The following is a 16,936-nucleotide window of genomic DNA, read 5'->3' on the forward strand; positions in this document are numbered from 1 at the left end:
TTGCCTGGGATGCCCTGATGCTTTTCACCAAATCTTGGGGTCAGTCGGGTGTCAGCCGGGTGGAGACAGCTACTTTGACCCGCTTTGCCCATGCGGGCAGCCGAAATAAACTTGGACTTGCGTTCATATATAGCTCGGTGTTTATTCTTAGGTCGCAGTTGTCGAAGCGGCCAAGGGGGAAAGCTGTGGACATCGCCCAGATCGTTCCGCTGATGGGTGACGAGGAGCTGGTGGCCTATCAGTTCCTCGTCACCACCGGCGGAGCCACCCTCGAGAAGCTGTCGAGAAGTCTGGGGTGGGGTACGGGACAGGCGGAGCGCGTGCTGTCCGGGCTGCGAAGAATGCGGCTTGCGCGCTCCGAGGCGGAGGGCCGCAGCGACTGGACCGCGGTCCACCCGGAAACGGTCAAGCTCCAGTACGCCAAGCCGCTCTCGGGCGTCATCGATGCCTGGCAGGCGCAGCTCGACGGGATCCGCGAGCAGCTCGACACGCTCTCCGGCCTGGGCGGCGACGGCCCGGAGGGCGGCGGCCTCAGCCCCGTGGTCACGATCGAGGGTGTGCCCGACATCCGGGACGCGCTCGAGGACTGTGCCGCACGGTGCACCGAGGAGGTGTTCGCCGTGCAGCCCTTGGGGCGGGGAGCTCCGGCTCTCGCGCGGGACGTGGTCTGCCGGGATTCCGGACGGATGGCGTCGTCGGTCGGCGTGCGGGTCTTACTCCCTCACCTGTCCCGTTACGACGCGGAGGTGCGCGACTGTGTCGAACTGATCTCGGCGACAGGGGGCGAGGTCAGGACCACCGCCGCGTCCTTGCCCGCGCTGATCGTCTTCGACCGCTCTGTGGCGTTCCTGCTGGAGGGCGAGGACTCGGGCAAGGCGCACATGGTGCGGCACGGAGCCTTGGTGGAGTTCATCGTGCACATGGTGGTGAATTCCTGGGCGACCAGCGCGGCCTTCCAGGGAGGGGGCGGCAGCACCAGAATCCCGGAGTCTTTGACCCAGGAGACGAAGAGCGCGATCGTCCAACTGCTCGCCGCGGGCTACAAGGACGAAGTGGTGGCCAGACGCCTGGGTATCGGTGTGCGGACGTGCCGGAAGTACATCGCCGAGATATTCGACGACCTGGGGGCGCAGAGCCGCTTCCAGGCGGGATGGATGGTGCGCGACCACGTGCTCGTGTCCGGCCTCGAAGGGCCTTGGCGGGCCGAGGCATTGGCCGAGAGACCTGCCTGAGCCGCCGTCACGAGTCCGCCTGAGCCGCCGTCACGAGTGAAGACCGGCCGCCCTCCCTGACCGGGAGGGCGGCCACCGTCGGTGTCCTCACCTCCGCGGCAGCAACGTCGCCGCGCCCAGCGCATTGGCCAGCAGCAGGCAGCCGGCGAGCAGCAGACTCTCCCGCATCCCCGGCGCGAAGTCCCCGGCGAGCAGCGCGCCGAAGACGGCGATGCTCAGCGCTCCGCCCGTCTGGCGACTGGTGTTGAGCAGCGCCGCCGCGGTGCCGGCCCGCTCGGAGGGGACGCTCTCGAGCATCAGGGAGGTCAGTGCGGGCATGGCGAGGGAGCCGCCGATACCCAGCGGGATCATCAGCAGGGCGGTCACCCACCAGGGCGTGCCGGTGTCGACGGTGAGCAGCCCGCCGCAGCCCACAGCGCCGGTCAGCAGCCCCGCGACGATCACCGCTCGCGCGCCGTAGCGGGAAACCGCCCGCGGCGACAGGTAGTTGAAGTTCGCGGTGATCACCGCCATCGGCACGAACATCAGCCCGGCGGACAGCGCCGACTGCCCCCGCTCCTCCTGGAAGAAGAGGCTCAGTACGAACACCCCGCCGTAGAAGGCCGCGTTGAGGGCGAAGCCCGCGACGACCGGCACGCTGACACCGCGCTCACGGAACAGCCGCAGCGGCAGCATCGGCGTGCGCCGCCGCGCCTCGACTGCCACGAAAGCGGCCCCGGATACCACCGCGACCCCGGCAGCGGTCAGCACCGTGCCGGTGAGCCCGTCGTGCCCGCCCTCGATCACGGCGAAGGTCAGGGCGGCCAGCGCGACAACCGCCGTCAGCTGCCCGGGCAGGTCGAACGCGGCAGCGTGGCGCGGGGAGCGCGCGGCCCGCAGCAGGAAGAGGAAACCGGCGATCCCGGCGGGCACGTTGAGGCAGAACACCGCGCGCCAGCTCCACTCCGTGGTGAGCAGCCCGCCGAGCACAGGCCCCGCGGCTACGGCCACCGCGCCGCCGACCGTCCACAGGGCGATACCACGCGCCCGCGCCTGGGCATCGGGGAACGCCTGCCGGATCAGCGCGAGCGAGGCGGGCACCATCATGGCCGCCGCCGTCCCCTGCACCACGCGCGCCCCCATCAACGCCCCGAGCGTCGGCGCCGCCCCGCAGGCCAGCGAGGCAAGGGTGAAGACGCCGAGCCCCCAGCCGTACGCGCGCCGCGCACCCACCGCGTCCGAGAAGGCACCGGCGGAGAGCATCAACGCCGCGAACATCAGGGTGTAGCTGTCGGCGACCCACTGGATCCCTGCCATCGAGCCGCCGAGTTCGTCCCGCACGGCGGGCAGTGCCACGTTGACGCCGGAGACGTCGAGAGTGATCACGAAGAAGCCGAGGACGGAGGCGATCAGAGCCGCGCGGGCGGATCCGGGCTCCTTCGGCTCTTCCCGGGGGACCGCGCTCGCCTCGACTCCCCGGCCTGTCCCGGATTGCGTCACCTTCATCGTGCACTGCTCCTTACTGTGTGTCTGTCTGTCGCTGTCGGATACGGGTGGGATCGGGGGGCGTGGGTGTGGGCGAGAGCGGGAGCGGATCGGATCGGACCGGACCGGACCGGGGCAGCCACGGAGAACAGCCTGCTCGGCCTGGGCGGCCCCCGGCAGACCGAGACGTTCGGGGGAGTGCTGTTCCAGGCCCTGACAGGGCCTCTCTGGTCGCGCGCCCCTTTGCGACAATGAACGGATGAGCGAAGGTACGGAACTGGGTCGTTTCCTCCGCGCCCGCCGCGGGCAGATCCGCCCGCAGGACGTGGGCCTGCGCGGCAGCACAGGCATCCGCCGCACTCCGGGGCTGCGCCGCGAGGAACTGGCGACGCTGGCCGGGGTCAGCGTCGACTACTACACGCGACTCGAGCGCGGCAGCGAGACCAGACCGTCGCCCTCCGTCGTCACCGCGATCGGCGAGGTGCTCCAGCTCTCCCCCGACGCGCTGCACCGGTTGCACGAGCTGGTGGCGCTCGCCGCGGGCCAGTCGCCCGCGCCGTCCCCGGGCCCGGCGCGTGCCGTACGGGAGTCGGTCCGCACCCTGCTGGAGACGCTGCGTCCGGCGCCCGCGTACGTCGTCGGCCGTGCCAACGACCTGCTGGCCGCCAACCGGCCCGGCCTGCGCCTCTTCCCCGGCATCACGGACTGGCCGTGGGAGCGCCGCAACCTCACCCGCTACATGTTCCTGCACCCCATGGGCCGCAGTCTGTACCGCGACTGGGAGGACATGGCGGCACACAGCGCGGCCCATCTGCGGGCCATGGCGGGCGCCGACCCGGACATGCCGGAGCTGGCCCAGCTCGTCGGTGAACTCGTCGTGAAGAGCCCGGAGTTCGCCCGGCTCTGGGAGCGGTACGACGTACAGGCGCGCGGCGGCGGCGAGAAGCACTTCCAGCATCCCGAGGTCGGCTCGATGTGCCTCTCGTTCGAGGTGATGGCGATCTTCCGCACGGACGGCCAGCGCCTCGTCATCTACCAGGCACCGCCCGGCACCCCGGACCACGACGCGATGCTGCTCCTGGACATGGCGAGCCCCACGGAGGCGGAACTTTCCGAGGGGGCCGAGGAGTAGCCATCAGCGCGCGAGTATCGCGGTGAGCGCTGCCGTCAGTTCGCCCTCCGGATCGTCAGCGGCCTTCTTGGCGCGCCAGGCCACGACGGCATCGGGGCGGATCAACGCCGCTCCGGTGGGGTCGACCCCGTAACGGTCGCACCAGGTGTCGCCGCCCGCGACGAAGCGGTCGCCGATCCGGTAGGCGGCCAGGGTGGTCCCGAGACCGCGGGCGGTCTTCTCGGCGGCGGCGACCCACTCGGGTGCTTTGTCCCCTGCCAGCAGCACGAAACCGCGACCGAACAGGTCGTGGGTGGAGAGCTCCCGCGGGCCTTCGGTGAGGGCGACGTGCGGTGCTCGTCCACCGGGACGCCCGGTGGCCTTCCAGGGGTCCTCCTGGAGACTGCCGTCGTCGTCGGCCTCGGTGCGGACAGCGGCGGAGTGGTACCGGAACCCCAGGAACTCCTTGGGCATGGGGATGGGGGCGTCGGGGTCGGACGGGTTGTAGCTGGCGGGCACCCGGCCCTCGGAGATTTTCGCCAGTTCGACCTCGCGCTCAAGAGTGATGGTGACGACCGGGCGCCGCTCGGTCTCGTACGTGTCCAGCAGGTCACCTCCCGCCTGTCCGGTGAGAACCAGCGCGAGCCGCCAGGACAGTTCGTACGCGTCCTGGATGGCGAGGTTGCCGCCCTGCCCTCCGTTGGGCGGGCAGGCGTGCGCGGAGTCGCCGGCCAGGAACACACGGCCCTGGCGGAACCGCTCGGCCAGCTTGTGATTGATGGCGAAGAAGCGGGCGTTGACGAAGGTGACGTCGATTTCCGGGTCGCCGATGGCGCGGCGTATCCGCTCCAGGCAGCGCTCCTCGGTGAAGTCCTCCGGCGTCTCGCCCCGCTCGGGGAAGTAGTCGACCCAGAGCGTGTGCCGCTCCGAGCCGTCCAGGATGAAGCTGGATCCGCTGCCGGGCATCCCGATGACCTCGACCGCGCCCTTCTCCACGTATCGCGTCAGATCGGCCTCGAAGGTGAGGATGTACATGTGGCCGATGGTTCCGCTGCCTTCGACGCCGATGCCGAGCATGTCCCGGATCGGGCTCGTGTTCCCGTCGGCCGCCACCATGTAGTCCGCCTCGACCACGTACTCGCGGCCACTGGAGACCTCACGCAGCGTCGCGGTGACCTTCTCGTCGTCCTGAGTGAAGGAGACCATCTCGGTGCCGAGGCGGATGTCCGCGTCGCTCTCCTCGGCGCTTGTACGGAGGATCTCCTCGACCTGGGCCTGGGACACCCAGGCAAGCGGTGGCACAGCCGACAACTCCTGCGGGTCGGGCAGCCCGGCCTGCGGGTCGAGGTGGAGCCGCTCGGGGTCGGCCATGGAGGCGCCGTGGCTGATGCGGGGCCACTGCGTGTCCGCGAGGGCGGTGCGGAGCCGCTGGGCCACGCCGGGGAGCGTGTGGAGCAGCTCCTGGGAACGGGTGTTCAGTCCCCACGCCTTCGGCAGCGTGGAGGTGTTCGGTCGCCGCTCCACCAGAAGAGGGCGCACACCACGCGCGGCCAGACTCAGCGCCGTGGTGAGCCCGGTATATGCACCACCGACGACGAGTACAGGAACTCGCTGGACTGACATGGTCTCTGCCTCCGTTATTGCTGTCATTGGCCGGCTGATTTGTGCGCGTCTGTTGTGCGCGTCATTCAAAACGCGGGCGGTGAAGGGTGAAGGGTGCCGAGCGTGGCGACATCGATGACATATCGGTAGCGGACGCCGGACAGATTCGCCCATGCCGCGGAAACCCGGTCCGCGGGGATTTTCTCGATCTCCGATGTGATGTGGTGCCGCGCGCAGAAGTCGAGCATGTCCTGGGTCTCGCGTATGCCACCGATGGACGAACCCGCGATGCTGCGGCGGGCACCCAAGAGGGAGAACACGTTGTACGAGGCGGTCGGTTCGCCCGGCGCGCCCACGTGGACGAGGGTGCCGTCGATGCCGAGCAGGTTCAGATGGGTGTCCATGTCGATCTGGGCCGGCACCGTGTTGACGAGAAGGTCGAAGTGGCCTGCGAGCTCGGCGAGTTGCTCGCTGTCGCGGGTGTCCACGAACCGTGCGGCGCCGAAGCTCAGGGCGTCGTCCTGCTTGTCCGGCGACCGGCCGAGCAAGGTGACCTCGGCGCCCATGGCCGCGGCGATCTTCACTCCTAGGTGCCCTAGGCCTCCCATGCCGAGCACGCCGACACGCATGCCCGGACCCGCCTGCCAGCGGCGCAGGGGCGAGTAGACCGTGGCGCCCGCGCACAACAGCGGTGCAGCGCCGTCGAGTTCGAGCGCGTCGGGAATCCGCAGGACGAAGTGCTCCGTGACGGTGATGGACTGGCTGTAACCGCCCAGCGTCACCGTCCCGTCGTGGTCACGCGCCGAGTACGTCTTGACGAAGCCTTCCGTGCAGTACTGCTCGTCGCCCGACCGGCAAGGGGCGCACTTGCCGCAGGAGTTGACCATGCAGCCCACACCCACCCGATCGCCCGGTGTGAACTCCGTGACGGCGCCGCCGACTTCCGCCACCACTCCCGTTATCTCGTGTCCGGGTACGAGGGGGAAGAACGTCCCACCCCAGTCGTCGTGCCCGAAGTGCAGGTCGGTGTGGCAGATACCGGAGAATCTGATGTCGATCCGGACGTCGTTGTCGCGCAGCGGGCGCCGCTCGATGGTGGTCAGCGTGAAGGGCGCTCCCTTGGCGGGCAGCGACAGCGCGAGGGTACTGGGCATGGCGATCCTGTTTCCCTTGGAAGCTGTATTCAGGGGCGTTTGCTTAGCTGTCCAACGTGATGCGGTAGGTCTCCTTCGGCGTCTGGATGTTCTTCGCCGCCAGCTCGCCGCTCGCGCCGCGATAGGCGCCGGTACCGCCCGTGATGGCCATCCGCACCGTGTCGCTGCCCTTCACCCAGAGGGACTGTGCCGTGAGCTGCCCCTTGGGCAGCTGTATCGACAGCACACAGCTTGTGGTGACATCCGAACCGCGCAGCTCGGTCACCTGGCAGGAACTGCCGTCCTCACCGATCTGCTCACCGCCACGGGAGAGCTTGTCCGCGTACACGTACTCGTCCCCGACGCTCAACCCGTGGGTACCGACATCGGTGTGCACGACGCCGTTGTTGCCCACGTCCAGGTCGATGACCTTCTCGGACGTGGCCTGCGCGGGGACGGTCAGCGCGGCGGATATTCCCAGTGCCAGCAATCCGCTCGCGACAGCACCGGAAATGGCCAGAGCCTTCTTCGACATGCGATGAACCTCCTTGGTGAATGCACTACTTGACTTGGTGAAAGTCGTCGTCGCCGATCCCCGCGGCGCGTCGCAGCGACCCGGTCTCGATCAGTCCGATCACCGCCGCTATGTCCTGGTCCAGACGGCGGTCGTGGGTGACGAAGGCGCTGTGCTCCCTGATGAGCGCGTGCACGGCCCGGATGGCAGGCGACGCCTTCTCGACGCCCCGCAGATCGAGGGCCTGGGCGAGGGCGAGCAGATGGATGGCCGCAACCTCGCGCACCAGGCCGTTGACGGTGCGCGCGTCACGGGCCGAGATGGTGCCCATGCTGACGATGTCCTGGTTGTGCGCCTCCGTGGAGCGGGAGAACACCGATGCGGGACCTGTCTGTTTGAGGGCTTCGGCGGTGACGGCCGAGGCTGCTATCTGCATCCCCTTGAACCCGTGGTGCAGCCCCGCCTCGGGATCGTCCGGGTCCCGTGCCACGACCAGGTTGGGCGGCAGCCCCTCGTTGAACTTCTCGTCCACGACGAGCGCGAGCTGACGGTCGAGCAGGTTGGCGAGGCCGGCCACCGCGGTCTTCAGACTGTCCATGGACTGCCCGACATGACCTGCGTAGAAATTGCCGCCGAGATGGAGCCCGGACTCGTCGACGTCGAACAGGGGGTTGTCGGTCGCGGAGTTGATCTCGGTGGTGAGCCAGCTCTCCGTCCAGTCGAGCGTGTCGCGGACGATGCCGATGATCTGCGGTGCGCAGCGCACCGAGTACTTGTCCTGGATCCTCTCGTTCAGCTGCAGGAAACTCCGCCCGGCCAGCTTCTCGCGGCGCACCAGGATGTCGTCGAAGGAGGTGGCGAGCCGCGACCCCGCCAGCAACGTACGGATGGCGTCTGCTGACTTGACCTGGCCCTGGTGCGGCTTGTTCGCGTGGACGAAGGGATTCAGGGCGGACGCGTTGCCGTGCAGGGCCTCCAGTGTCATGGCCGTCGCGATCTCGGCGACGCAGGCCAACTCCCGGGCGTCCGAGGCAGCGAGGACCGCGTACGCGGCGGCGAAGGAGGTTCCGTTGATCAGCGCGATTCCCTCCTTGGGCGCGAGGGACAGCGGCTCGATGCCCTCGTCGCGCAGGGCGTCGAGCGCCGGACGCACGGTGCCGCGGTGCAGGACCTGCCCCTCGCCGATCAGCGCCGCGGCGAGATAGCACAGCGGTACCAGATCACCGCTCGCGCCGACCGATCCGCGTTCAGGGATCAAGGGCAGGATGTCGCGGCCCAGGCACTCCAGCAGGGTCGACACCGCCTGCGGCCGGATGGCCGAGACGCCCTTGGCCAGCGCGTTGGCCCTGATGAGCATGGCTGCCCGGGCGACCTCCGGTACGGCTGCAGGACCCACTCCGTTGAGGTGGTAGAGCACCAGGTTGCGCTGGAGTTCGTGCGCCTTGTCCGGCGAGATCTGCCGGACGCAGCTGTCGCCGAAGCCCGTGGTGACGGCGTACATGGGAACTTCCTGCGCCAGCAGCGACTCCTTGAGTCCGACGGAGTCACGCATCCGCTCGGCGGCCGCGGCACCGAGCGTCACGCGAGTCCCGCCGCCGCCGTGGCGCGCGGCCGCGGCCACCGAGCGGGGGGAGAGGCCGGTCCCGTCGAGTTCCAAGTGCCGGGCCGTGGCCGTGGGTGCGTGCGGCATCAATAGACGCCTTCGATCATCTTCTGGCCGTCCATTTCGGCGACCGGATGAATGTTTCGCAGGGAGTCCCCGGCACCCGTGGGGCTGGGGACCCGTGTGGCCAGGTCGCGTTCGAGGCTGTTGGGCACGAGGCCGTACTTGGTGAGGTAGTTCATGACCACGGCTCCCTCCGCCCCGAACTCGACGGGCCGACCGGAATCCGGGTCGACCACGCGGTAGAAGACGAAGGGGGCGTACGAATCGAAGACCGTGTCGCCGGTGCCCTCCGCGTCGGGGCGCTGGACCGTGCCGCTGAGGACGGATGTGCTGCCGTACGACCCCCGGAACCGCGTCTTGGGGAAGAGCTCCGTGGAGAGATAGTCCAGGGTGTCGAGGTCCATGTGCGCTCCCGTCCAGATCACGAGGCGCACCTTCTCCTGGATCAGGGCGCGGACCGAGGTCCGTTCGGACAGCCGGGCAAGGAGCGGCGGCGTTGTGATCAGGAACGCGATGTCCTGTGACTGCAGGACCAGTTCGGCCTGGTCGACGAGGTGGTCGACGTACGCGCCGGCGCCGGCGGAGTCACCGGCCGCGATGAGGCGCTTCACCCAGCGCGGATCCAGGTCGATGGAGAACCGGATCCCGCCCCGGGCCTGCGCGATCCTCCTGGAGTACTCGCCGAGCATATGGGGGCCGCTGGGCGCCACCGCCAGGGCGTGTCCCTCACCGTCATCGGGGTAGTGGGAGTTCTCCCACGCCATGTACTGATCGAACCACTTCTCAAACATCATGAAGCGCTTGGGGGCTCCGGTGGTGCCACCGCTCTCGTAGACGGCGAACACCTTCTCCGTCGCGTCCAGGCCGCGGGGGATCAGGTCCTCGACCGGCACGTCGCGGAGTTCGTCCACCAGGTTGGGGAACTTCAGCAGGTCGTCGACGCACCGCACGTCCTCGACCGGATCGAAACCCAGCCGGTCGCGGCGCTCCACCCAGTAGCGGGAGCCCGTGGCCGGGTCGAAGTGCCAGCGCATCATGGCTCGGACGTGCGCGTCCGCCTGCTCGCGGGCGTTCATGGATTGTCACCGTGCTTTCGCGGTCGGGGGTTGAAGGGCAGGGCAGGCGTGAGGTCAAACGCCGTGGTACGAGCCGCCGTTGATCTGGAGAATCTGAGAAGTGACATAGCCGCCGGGCTCTGAGCACAGGTAGAAGCCGAGCTCCGCGACGTCGGCCGGATCCCCCGGGCGTCCAAGGGCGGTCTGCCGGACGAGCATGGTCTCCCGCGCGGCGGAGAGGCCGTCGCCGAAGAGGTCGGTGTCCGCGACGTATCCCGGCGCGATGGCGTTGGCACTGATGCCGCGCGGCCCCAGGCGTGTCGCGAGCGTGTGGACGTACGAGTGGAGGGCCGCTTTCGCGGCGCCGTACCCACCTGAACCGCCGGATCCGCGGTAGGCGGCGATGGAGCTGTAGAGCACGATGCTGCCGCCGTCGGCCATGAGGGGGACCAAGCCCTCCACGGCGATGACGGAGGTCATCACGTTCGACTGGTACGCATCCTGCCATTCCGTCACGACCGACTTCACGTCCTCGCTTCCTGACGGCGGGACCGAACCGGCGCAGCACACAAGGCCGTTGACCGGAAGTCCGGTCGACCTGACGTGGTTCTGGAGGAGCTCCGCCGAATCGGCGTCGGACATGTCGAGGGCGAGTGTCTCGACGTCCGCTCCGGGAACGCTCGATTCGATCTCCTCGGCCGCCTGCGCGAGCCGGTTCTGCTGCCTCGCGATCAGCAGCACCTTGTCGTTGTTCTCGGCGAACCGCTTCGCCGTGGCCTTGCCGATGCCTGCGCTCGCACCGGTCACCACGATCAACCTGGACACAGAAAAATCCTCTGAAGAATTGCGGGGGAAAGAGAGAAGGAAAGAATGAAAGGGGACGGCGGTCAGACGGTGGTCGGACGGCGGTCAGAGCGCTGAGAGCAGGGCTTCCCGGTCCGGTTTTCCGGTGGAAGTCCTTGGTATGTACGCCAGTTCCACGATCCGCGACGGGCCGGGGAAATCTCCGAGAGCCGCTCTGATGTCCGCCACGCCCACTCCGCTGCCCCGGCCGGACCACAGGACGACGTATCCCTCCCCCGCGAGCGAATCGCTCGGCAGGGGGAGCGCGACGCATTCCGCCTGTGGCAGTCGGGCGCCCAGCCGCTCGTCGACCCTGGCGAGATGCACCTTGATGCCGTTCACCTTGATCAGGGAGCTGGCGCGCCCGACGAGTCGGAACGTACGGGGCCCTGTGAACCGCACCAGGTCGCCGGTGGCCCACTGAGCGGGCGGCCCCGTCCCGCTCTCCGGACGGGCCAGGCGCGGACTGCGCACCACCAGTTCTTCCTTCCGTTCCGCCGGGGTGCCGGCGTCACGTACGAAGGAAATGTCGGGGAAGGCCTCCCATGGCGCCGCGCTGTTCCCCTCGGGCGTCAGCGGCCGGTGGGCGATACCCCCGGTCTCGGTCGACCCCAGGATCTCGTGAGCCCGAAGGAGCGGAGCGGCGCGGCGGGCGAGCGCGTGGGCGGTCGGCGGCGGGGCCGCCGAGCTGTGCAGGGCGACGACGGACCTCGCGTGCTTCAGCGTCGGCCAGCCACGGCGCAGCAGGTCCCAGGCCATCGGGACGCAGACGACCAGGACTCGCTCGCCGGGGCGCACCGAGAGGGGCTCGAAGGGGTCGGCCCATGCCTGGTGTACGGGGACCTTCGCCATGCGCGGCAGCCACTGACCGAACAGGGCGCCGAACAGGTGCCGCGGCGGAGCGTAGTTGACCACGTGATCGACCTGACCGACGAGACGCGTGCCGATCAGCTCCACCTCACGCTCCATCTGGTGCGGCAGCCGGAACCAGCGACGCGCGACACCCGTGCTGCCGGACGTGTCGAAGCGGATCTCGTCACGCCCCTCGGCCCGGGGCTCAGCCGTACGAGCCGCCCTCGCCGTCATGCCGCCTGATCCTCGACGCACTCGCGTACGTACTCGGCGGTCCGGTCGAGCGTGCTGAACCAGTAGCGCACGTCGTCGCCGACGAAATCGACCTCGATGCCGAACTCGCCCTCGACGGCGGTGACGTACTCAAGAGCCGCCAGGCTGTCGAACCCCGGCAGCGCGTCGGACAGATCCGCGTCCGGGGCCAGCGTGCGGGCGGCGTCGCCGAAGCGCTTCTCGAGTACCGCCAGGATGCGGGTGCGGGTCTCGGCGTGGCCGGAGGCGCGGTCAGAGATGTGTTCAGAGGTGTGCATGCTGGGAACCTTTCTCTTCGCTGCGGCCGCCCGATTGCGTGCCGCCGCTCGTCATCGACCCCGAGTCCAGGTAGAAGACCCGGTCGGGTTGCGTGGGTTCGAGCCGGACCATCAGGTGGGCGGTGCCGGCGTCGAGACCGAGCGCCTCCCTGATCTCCTCGGCCAGCTCCGCCCGGTACGCGGGGTCGCGGTCTGGATGGATGTGGCACACGACGGACGCCCACCGGGCGCGCTTGTCCTCGTCCGTGCCGTCCCCGTAGGGCGTCAACGGCACCCCGCCGGCGAAGTACGTCATGGGCTCCGCGGTGCGGAAGGTGACCACGACGTGCGCGGCGTCCGAACCGTGCGCGGCCATCCACCGGGTGAGGCGCAGAGCGGCTTTCAGCCGCGCGGAGGGGGTCAACGGGGTGCTGGTCACATCAATGGTCGGCAAGATTCCGTGCCTTTCACGAGCAAGATTCCGCGCCTTTCACGAGAGGGCCAGCGGCGGCAGAGCGTGCCCCTCGGGCGAGAGCCGCATCTCCAGGCGCCGTCCCAGACAGTCGGCGAGCGGGCCGCCGCTCGTGGCCATCAAAGGAGTCCAGGCGAACCCGCCGTCCACCGTGCGTACGCTGTCCAGGAACTTCGTCAGATGGCCGGCATCCCACGCGAGGCCGAACTCGTCGCCCGCGAGCACGGCTTCGTAGGTGCTCAGCAGATCCGGGACCCGGTTGCCCTCGTTCGCGAATCCGCCGCCGCGGACCCGGTGCCGGGCGAGCGCGTCACAGGCGCGGGCGCCCTCGGTCCCGACTGCACGGTTCAGCGCCCTGAGCGCCTGAAGGGTGGCCCGCAGCGTGGGCCGGCCACCGGGCACGTTGGCGTACTGGCCGGGTGCCGTCTCGCAGGTGGCCACGTATCCGGCGATGTCCCGCAGGGGGACGGCCACAGCTTCCCCGCCGGTCCGGTGGAGGATCTCAGCGGCCGCGCACGTCGACACCATGTCCGACGCGCGGCCCTCCCAGTACCCGAACCCGCCGTCGGGGTTCTGGATGGAACCGGCGAGCCAGTCCGCGATCCTGGCACGGGCCGCGGTGTCGTCCTTGAACGCCCCCGCCGACAGGGCCCAGAGGGTGCACCGCACCTCACTTCCCCGCCCGGGCATGTACATGATGCCGTCCTCGTTCGGCAGCATGCAGCTCTCCGTCCACCGAAGGGCGTCGCGCTCCCCGGCGTCCGAGAAGTGGCCCGCGATCAGGTGGGCGGAGGTGGTGAGCACATCCGACGCGAGTTCGGGAGCGCGATACGTGAATCCGCCCTGTCCGGTCCGGAACGACAGCACCGTTTCGACCACCCGGTCGGCGACGTCCTCGAAGTCCTCGGCTCCGGCGCCGAGTTCCCTCAGCGCTCCCACCCCGCAGAACGCGGCCCACACATCAGACACGGGGTATCCGGGCCACCGAGTGAACGATCCGCCAGGCGCGAGCCGGGCCCGTATCCAGGCGACGCAGCCCTCGGGGCCCCGCGGGGTCTCGCCGAGGCGGCTCAGGGCGCTGGTGGCCCGGAACGTCGCCCACAGACAGTCGGTGTCGTCGCCCGCCTGGAAGGTGAAGCCGCCGGCCTCGCTCTGCCGGTCCTTGAGCCAGCTCGTGAGCCGCTCGCGGTCCCATGGCAGGGGACCCCGTCCGCCCGTGGCCGTGCTCCAGGCCGTGAGGGCGTAATAGCAGGCCCGCACGTCGGACGTGCCGTCCTTCGCGTGGGCGGGGCTCCACGCGAGTCCGCCGTCCTTGGCCTGAAGCGCCGCCAGCCAGTCGAACAGCCCCTCCGGCGGGCGCTCACCGAAGATCTCCACCAGGGTGCGTACGGCGTAGTAGGTGGCCCACACGTCCGACGCCTGACCGGGCGTCATCGCGAACCCGCCGTCCGCGTGGGCGGCACTCCACACCCATGCGGAACCCGCACCGCCGACCGGGTCACGGCCGCCGCTGGTCAGATCGGCCATGGCCTGGGTGCAGTAGTAGGTGGCCCAGGCGTCGGAGCTCATGCCGGCCGACCACGCGTATCCGCCGTCGGAGTTCTGCCGGGAGGAGAGGAAGCCGGCGACGGTCTCGGGCGATGGCAGGTCGTCGACACGGCCGAGCCAGGTGAGGGTACGCACGGCCGCGTACGTGCACCACAGGTCCGAGTCTCCGGAGACGACTCCGGACGACCTCTGCAACATGTCGTACGTCATGCCGGTACCACCTCGTCGACGATCCGGAAGTTGGAGCGCTTCCAGCTCTTCTGGGAGCCGCCGCTCTTCGTCGTCACCGGCAGCCGGTTGACGAACCGGACCTCGTCCCACCGGAAGCCGAGGTGTTCGTCCGTACGCCGCTGGACGGCGTCGTTCTTCGCGGACTCGGCCTCACGGTCGGTGCTCGGGTCCCGCTCAAGCAGCAGCCTGGCCCACGTGCCGCCCTCGTCGACCTCGATCAGGTAGCCCATGACGTCGCGGTTCGCGTAGATGATGCCTTCGAGGTCGCGGGTGCGCACCCGGCTGCCCTTGATCTCGGTTCCGTCGCTTCCCCGGCCGTGGACCGTCACCACGGTGCTGTCCTCGCCGCAGGGGCAGCCGTCGGTCAGGGACACGTCGTCGCCCATGTCGAGGCGGAGGAGCGGACGGGCGTCGTTGTTGAGCGGGGTGACGACGAGCCGGCCTTCGCGTCCGGCCTCGGCGGGCACGATGCCGTCCTCGTTCGCGATCTCGAAGTAGTTGGCCCCGCGCAGCAGGTGCAGTCGGTCCTGTGCGCAGCACGCGGCCAGCGTGCCGCTTTCCGTGCTGCCGTAACTCGCGTCGTAGGCACGCGCGTTCCACCAGTGCCCGGCCATGGCGCGCAGCTCAGGGGTGCTCACCTCCCCGAGCAGCATGAGGAGTTCCACGGACTCACGCAGCTGGTCGAGGAGGCCGCGCTTCATCATGATCTGGGAGAACTGGAGCAGCACACCGGGCGCCACGAACAGCACGGTCGGCCGGAAGACCTCCCACAGACCGACGATGCGGTCCCAGTCGGAGATCCCGGTGGTGTAGGGGTAAGCCTTGACGTGGGGAACGCTCAGGAACTCGCAGACGCCGACCATCAGGTCGGCCACCGGCACGATGTCCGACGGCAGCAGGATCAGAGCGCGGTGACCGCTGTCCGCGAGCATCGTGCGCCAGGTCTCGGCGACGGACACGGTGTTGGCGATCATGTCCTGGGCCGTGCGGGGCGTGGGCGTGGGGGCCCCTGTCGTCCCTGTGGTCTGGTAGTACTTCAGACCCGCGTCGATCGGGACCCGCAGGTATTCGAGGGGCCGGGCCTTGAGGTCGTCCTTGGACGTCGCGCGCAGGTCCCGGAACGCCCGCATCGAGAACGGGTCGAGCGAGGCGTAGGCGGACGTTCCCTCCGCGCGGTGCCAGACCTCGGCCAGCTTCGACGTGTAGTAGGCCTCGTCGGAACGGCTCTCGCGGCGGTGGGCTGCCACCTCCTGCTGTATCCGCTCCATGAAGTCGAGGTCGCTCCTGGAGTTGATCTTCACTTGCCACTCCTTGATCGCGGCGGATGCTTGAGGTCAGTCGGCATGGGCGAGCCCCTTGGCGCGCATCAGAAACTCTCCGAGGAACCCGTCGTGCGGTACGTCCGGATGGACCCAGGAAGTCGGCCTGCTCCGGTACACGTTGGAGACCGACGTGAGCCGCGTGGCCTCGTCGACAAGGCCCAGGTCTTCGGTGTGCAGCGACAGGACCAGGGATCCGTCGAGGACATCCACGGCACCCCGCTCGAACGGGGCGACCCATACGCAGGTGAAGGGCGCCTCGTACGACAGCGCCGGGCTCCTCGGGGACGTCAGCTCCACGACCGCGGGCGTCACGGTCGCCAAGAAGCCCTCGCCGCCGAGCCGTTCGACTCTCGGCGCCAGATGCACCGTCGCGTCCTCGGCCCGCCGCATGACCGCCGCCGCCAGTCGTTCCGCGTCGGCCTCCGGCATGCAGGGGAGCAGGGCCTCGTCGTCCAGGGGCCCGGCAGGTGCCACCTTCCGCAGCGTGGCGGCCAGTTCGCCGGCGAATCCCGCCGGATCCTGTTCGACCAGTACGCCCGTGGTCGCGGTGCACGCGGTTCCCGCGTGATAGAGCGCGCCCGTGCCGGCGAGGCCGAGACCGGAGTGCCGGTCCGCGTCGGCGGTCACGACCAGTTTCGAGCGGCCAGGGCCCTGCAGTCGTACGTCGCAGCGGTTGCGGTACTTGTCCACGACGTCCTGGCCGCCGTACACCAGGGCACGGTCCGCACGCTCGATGATCAGATCCGCTGTCGCGTGGTCGCAGGGCGCCATGACCAGCTGCGTGGTCGGTACTCCCGCCTGCCAGAGCGCGGTGACGAGGCGGAAGGGGGTGAGCGGGTCCCGGGTGGAGGGGCGGACGACGACCCGGTAGCCGAGCGCCAGCGCCTGGGGCCACATGGCGTGCACGCCGGGGCTGTTGCCCGCCGCGTGCACGGCGAAGACGTCCCCTGTACGGCACCACGCGGCGCCCGCCGACGGGGCGTCGCGCACGGCGGTGCCTGCCGGGGCGCAGCCCGTGGGGCGTGCCGCCGACGGCGCGCGTCCCACGTCGCGCAGGGTCGCCGTGATCAGCCTGTCGCACTCGCGCACGACCGTGACGGGCGTTCCCGTCAGCGCCGACACGCGGCGCTCGTGGGCTTCCAGGTCGTCTCCCAGGACCTCCTGGCCCTCGAAGATGTCGGCCGCCTTGCTGAGCACGGCGGCTGTCTCCGCGACGGGCAGAGGCTCGCTTCCGCGCAGCTGATCGATCCAGTGGGAGACCACGAGGCCTGGGACCGAGGCCAGTTCAAGGGCCGGTGTGCCCGAGGCGTCCGCCACGGTGGTGCGGTTCCGCGTCCGGTAGGGCCCGTTCGGACCCAGAGCGGCGATGTCAAACATGCTCG

At 69.5% G+C, this 16,936-nt stretch carries 15 protein-coding genes; 2 read left to right on the forward strand and 13 right to left on the reverse strand.

Features of this window, described 5'->3' with window-relative positions; genetic code table 11:
- Positions 1-185 precede the first annotated feature (185 nt).
- Positions 186-1,232: a hypothetical protein gene (locus tag ACWGI2_RS05195; RefSeq protein ID WP_453694018.1), complete on the forward strand. Its 1,047-nt coding sequence runs from the start codon at positions 186-188 to the stop codon at positions 1,230-1,232.
- An 87-nt stretch (positions 1,233-1,319) separates the two neighbouring features.
- On the opposite strand, the gene ACWGI2_RS05200 is transcribed toward ACWGI2_RS05195, so the two are convergent.
- A complete protein-coding gene (locus ACWGI2_RS05200; protein WP_453694020.1) occupies positions 1,320-2,717 on the reverse strand; it encodes an MFS transporter in 1,398 nt (465 codons plus the stop codon).
- Between the two features lie 238 nt (positions 2,718-2,955).
- Here ACWGI2_RS05200 and ACWGI2_RS05205 point away from each other — a divergent pair, with 238 nt between their 5' ends.
- The gene (locus ACWGI2_RS05205) at positions 2,956-3,828 is read left to right on the forward strand and encodes a helix-turn-helix domain-containing protein (protein ID WP_453694022.1); all 873 of its coding nucleotides are present in this window, start codon (positions 2,956-2,958) and stop codon (positions 3,826-3,828) included.
- Between the two features lie 3 nt (positions 3,829-3,831).
- Here the strand turns inward: ACWGI2_RS05205 and ACWGI2_RS05210 are convergent, their stop codons facing one another.
- The 12 genes from ACWGI2_RS05210 to ACWGI2_RS05265 all read right to left on the reverse strand — a co-directional run bounded on the left by ACWGI2_RS05210 (position 3,832) and on the right by ACWGI2_RS05265 (position 16,931).
- Positions 3,832-5,430: an FAD-dependent monooxygenase gene (locus ACWGI2_RS05210; RefSeq protein WP_453694024.1), complete on the reverse strand. Its 1,599-nt coding sequence runs from the start codon at positions 5,428-5,430 to the stop codon at positions 3,832-3,834.
- Positions 5,431-5,495: 65 nt separating this feature from the next.
- Entirely contained in the window at positions 5,496-6,563 is a 1,068-nt protein-coding gene (locus tag ACWGI2_RS05215) for an NAD(P)-dependent alcohol dehydrogenase (protein WP_453694026.1), read from the reverse strand.
- Between the two features lie 43 nt (positions 6,564-6,606).
- Positions 6,607-7,077 carry an allene oxide cyclase barrel-like domain-containing protein gene (locus ACWGI2_RS05220; RefSeq protein ID WP_453694028.1) on the reverse strand — a complete coding sequence of 157 codons (471 nt, stop codon included), beginning with the start codon at positions 7,075-7,077 and terminating at the stop codon, positions 6,607-6,609.
- A gap of 25 nt (positions 7,078-7,102) precedes the next feature.
- A complete protein-coding gene (locus tag ACWGI2_RS05225; RefSeq protein WP_453694030.1) occupies positions 7,103-8,746 on the reverse strand; it encodes an aromatic amino acid lyase in 1,644 nt (547 codons plus the stop codon).
- On the reverse strand, positions 8,746-9,798 hold the full coding sequence (locus ACWGI2_RS05230) for a phenazine antibiotic biosynthesis protein (protein WP_453694032.1): 1,053 nt from the start codon (positions 9,796-9,798) through the stop codon (positions 8,746-8,748). Before ACWGI2_RS05230 ends, ACWGI2_RS05225 begins: the two co-directional genes overlap by 1 nt.
- A gap of 54 nt (positions 9,799-9,852) precedes the next feature.
- The gene (locus ACWGI2_RS05235) at positions 9,853-10,602 is read right to left on the reverse strand and encodes an SDR family NAD(P)-dependent oxidoreductase (protein ID WP_453694034.1); all 750 of its coding nucleotides are present in this window, start codon (positions 10,600-10,602) and stop codon (positions 9,853-9,855) included.
- A gap of 84 nt (positions 10,603-10,686) precedes the next feature.
- Positions 10,687-11,706 carry an acyl-CoA synthetase gene (locus ACWGI2_RS05240; RefSeq protein WP_453694036.1) on the reverse strand — a complete coding sequence of 340 codons (1,020 nt, stop codon included), beginning with the start codon at positions 11,704-11,706 and terminating at the stop codon, positions 10,687-10,689.
- On the reverse strand, positions 11,703-12,002 hold the full coding sequence (locus tag ACWGI2_RS05245) for an acyl carrier protein (RefSeq protein ID WP_453694038.1): 300 nt from the start codon (positions 12,000-12,002) through the stop codon (positions 11,703-11,705). Before ACWGI2_RS05245 ends, ACWGI2_RS05240 begins: the two co-directional genes overlap by 4 nt.
- Positions 11,989-12,435, reverse strand: a complete 447-nt coding sequence (locus tag ACWGI2_RS05250) for a hypothetical protein (protein ID WP_453694040.1) — start codon at positions 12,433-12,435, stop codon at positions 11,989-11,991. The genes ACWGI2_RS05245 and ACWGI2_RS05250 overlap by 14 nt, the downstream gene beginning before the upstream one ends.
- A 36-nt stretch (positions 12,436-12,471) precedes the next feature.
- Positions 12,472-14,211: a prenyltransferase/squalene oxidase repeat-containing protein gene (locus tag ACWGI2_RS05255; protein WP_453694042.1), complete on the reverse strand. Its 1,740-nt coding sequence runs from the start codon at positions 14,209-14,211 to the stop codon at positions 12,472-12,474.
- A complete protein-coding gene (locus ACWGI2_RS05260; protein WP_453694044.1) occupies positions 14,208-15,533 on the reverse strand; it encodes a phenylacetate--CoA ligase family protein in 1,326 nt (441 codons plus the stop codon). Before ACWGI2_RS05260 ends, ACWGI2_RS05255 begins: the two co-directional genes overlap by 4 nt.
- Positions 15,534-15,566: 33 nt before the next feature.
- Entirely contained in the window at positions 15,567-16,931 is a 1,365-nt protein-coding gene (locus ACWGI2_RS05265; protein WP_453694046.1) for an aldehyde dehydrogenase family protein, read from the reverse strand.
- Between the last annotated feature and the right edge of the window lie 5 nt (positions 16,932-16,936).

This window comes from Streptomyces sp. NPDC054866, from assembly GCF_053610745.1.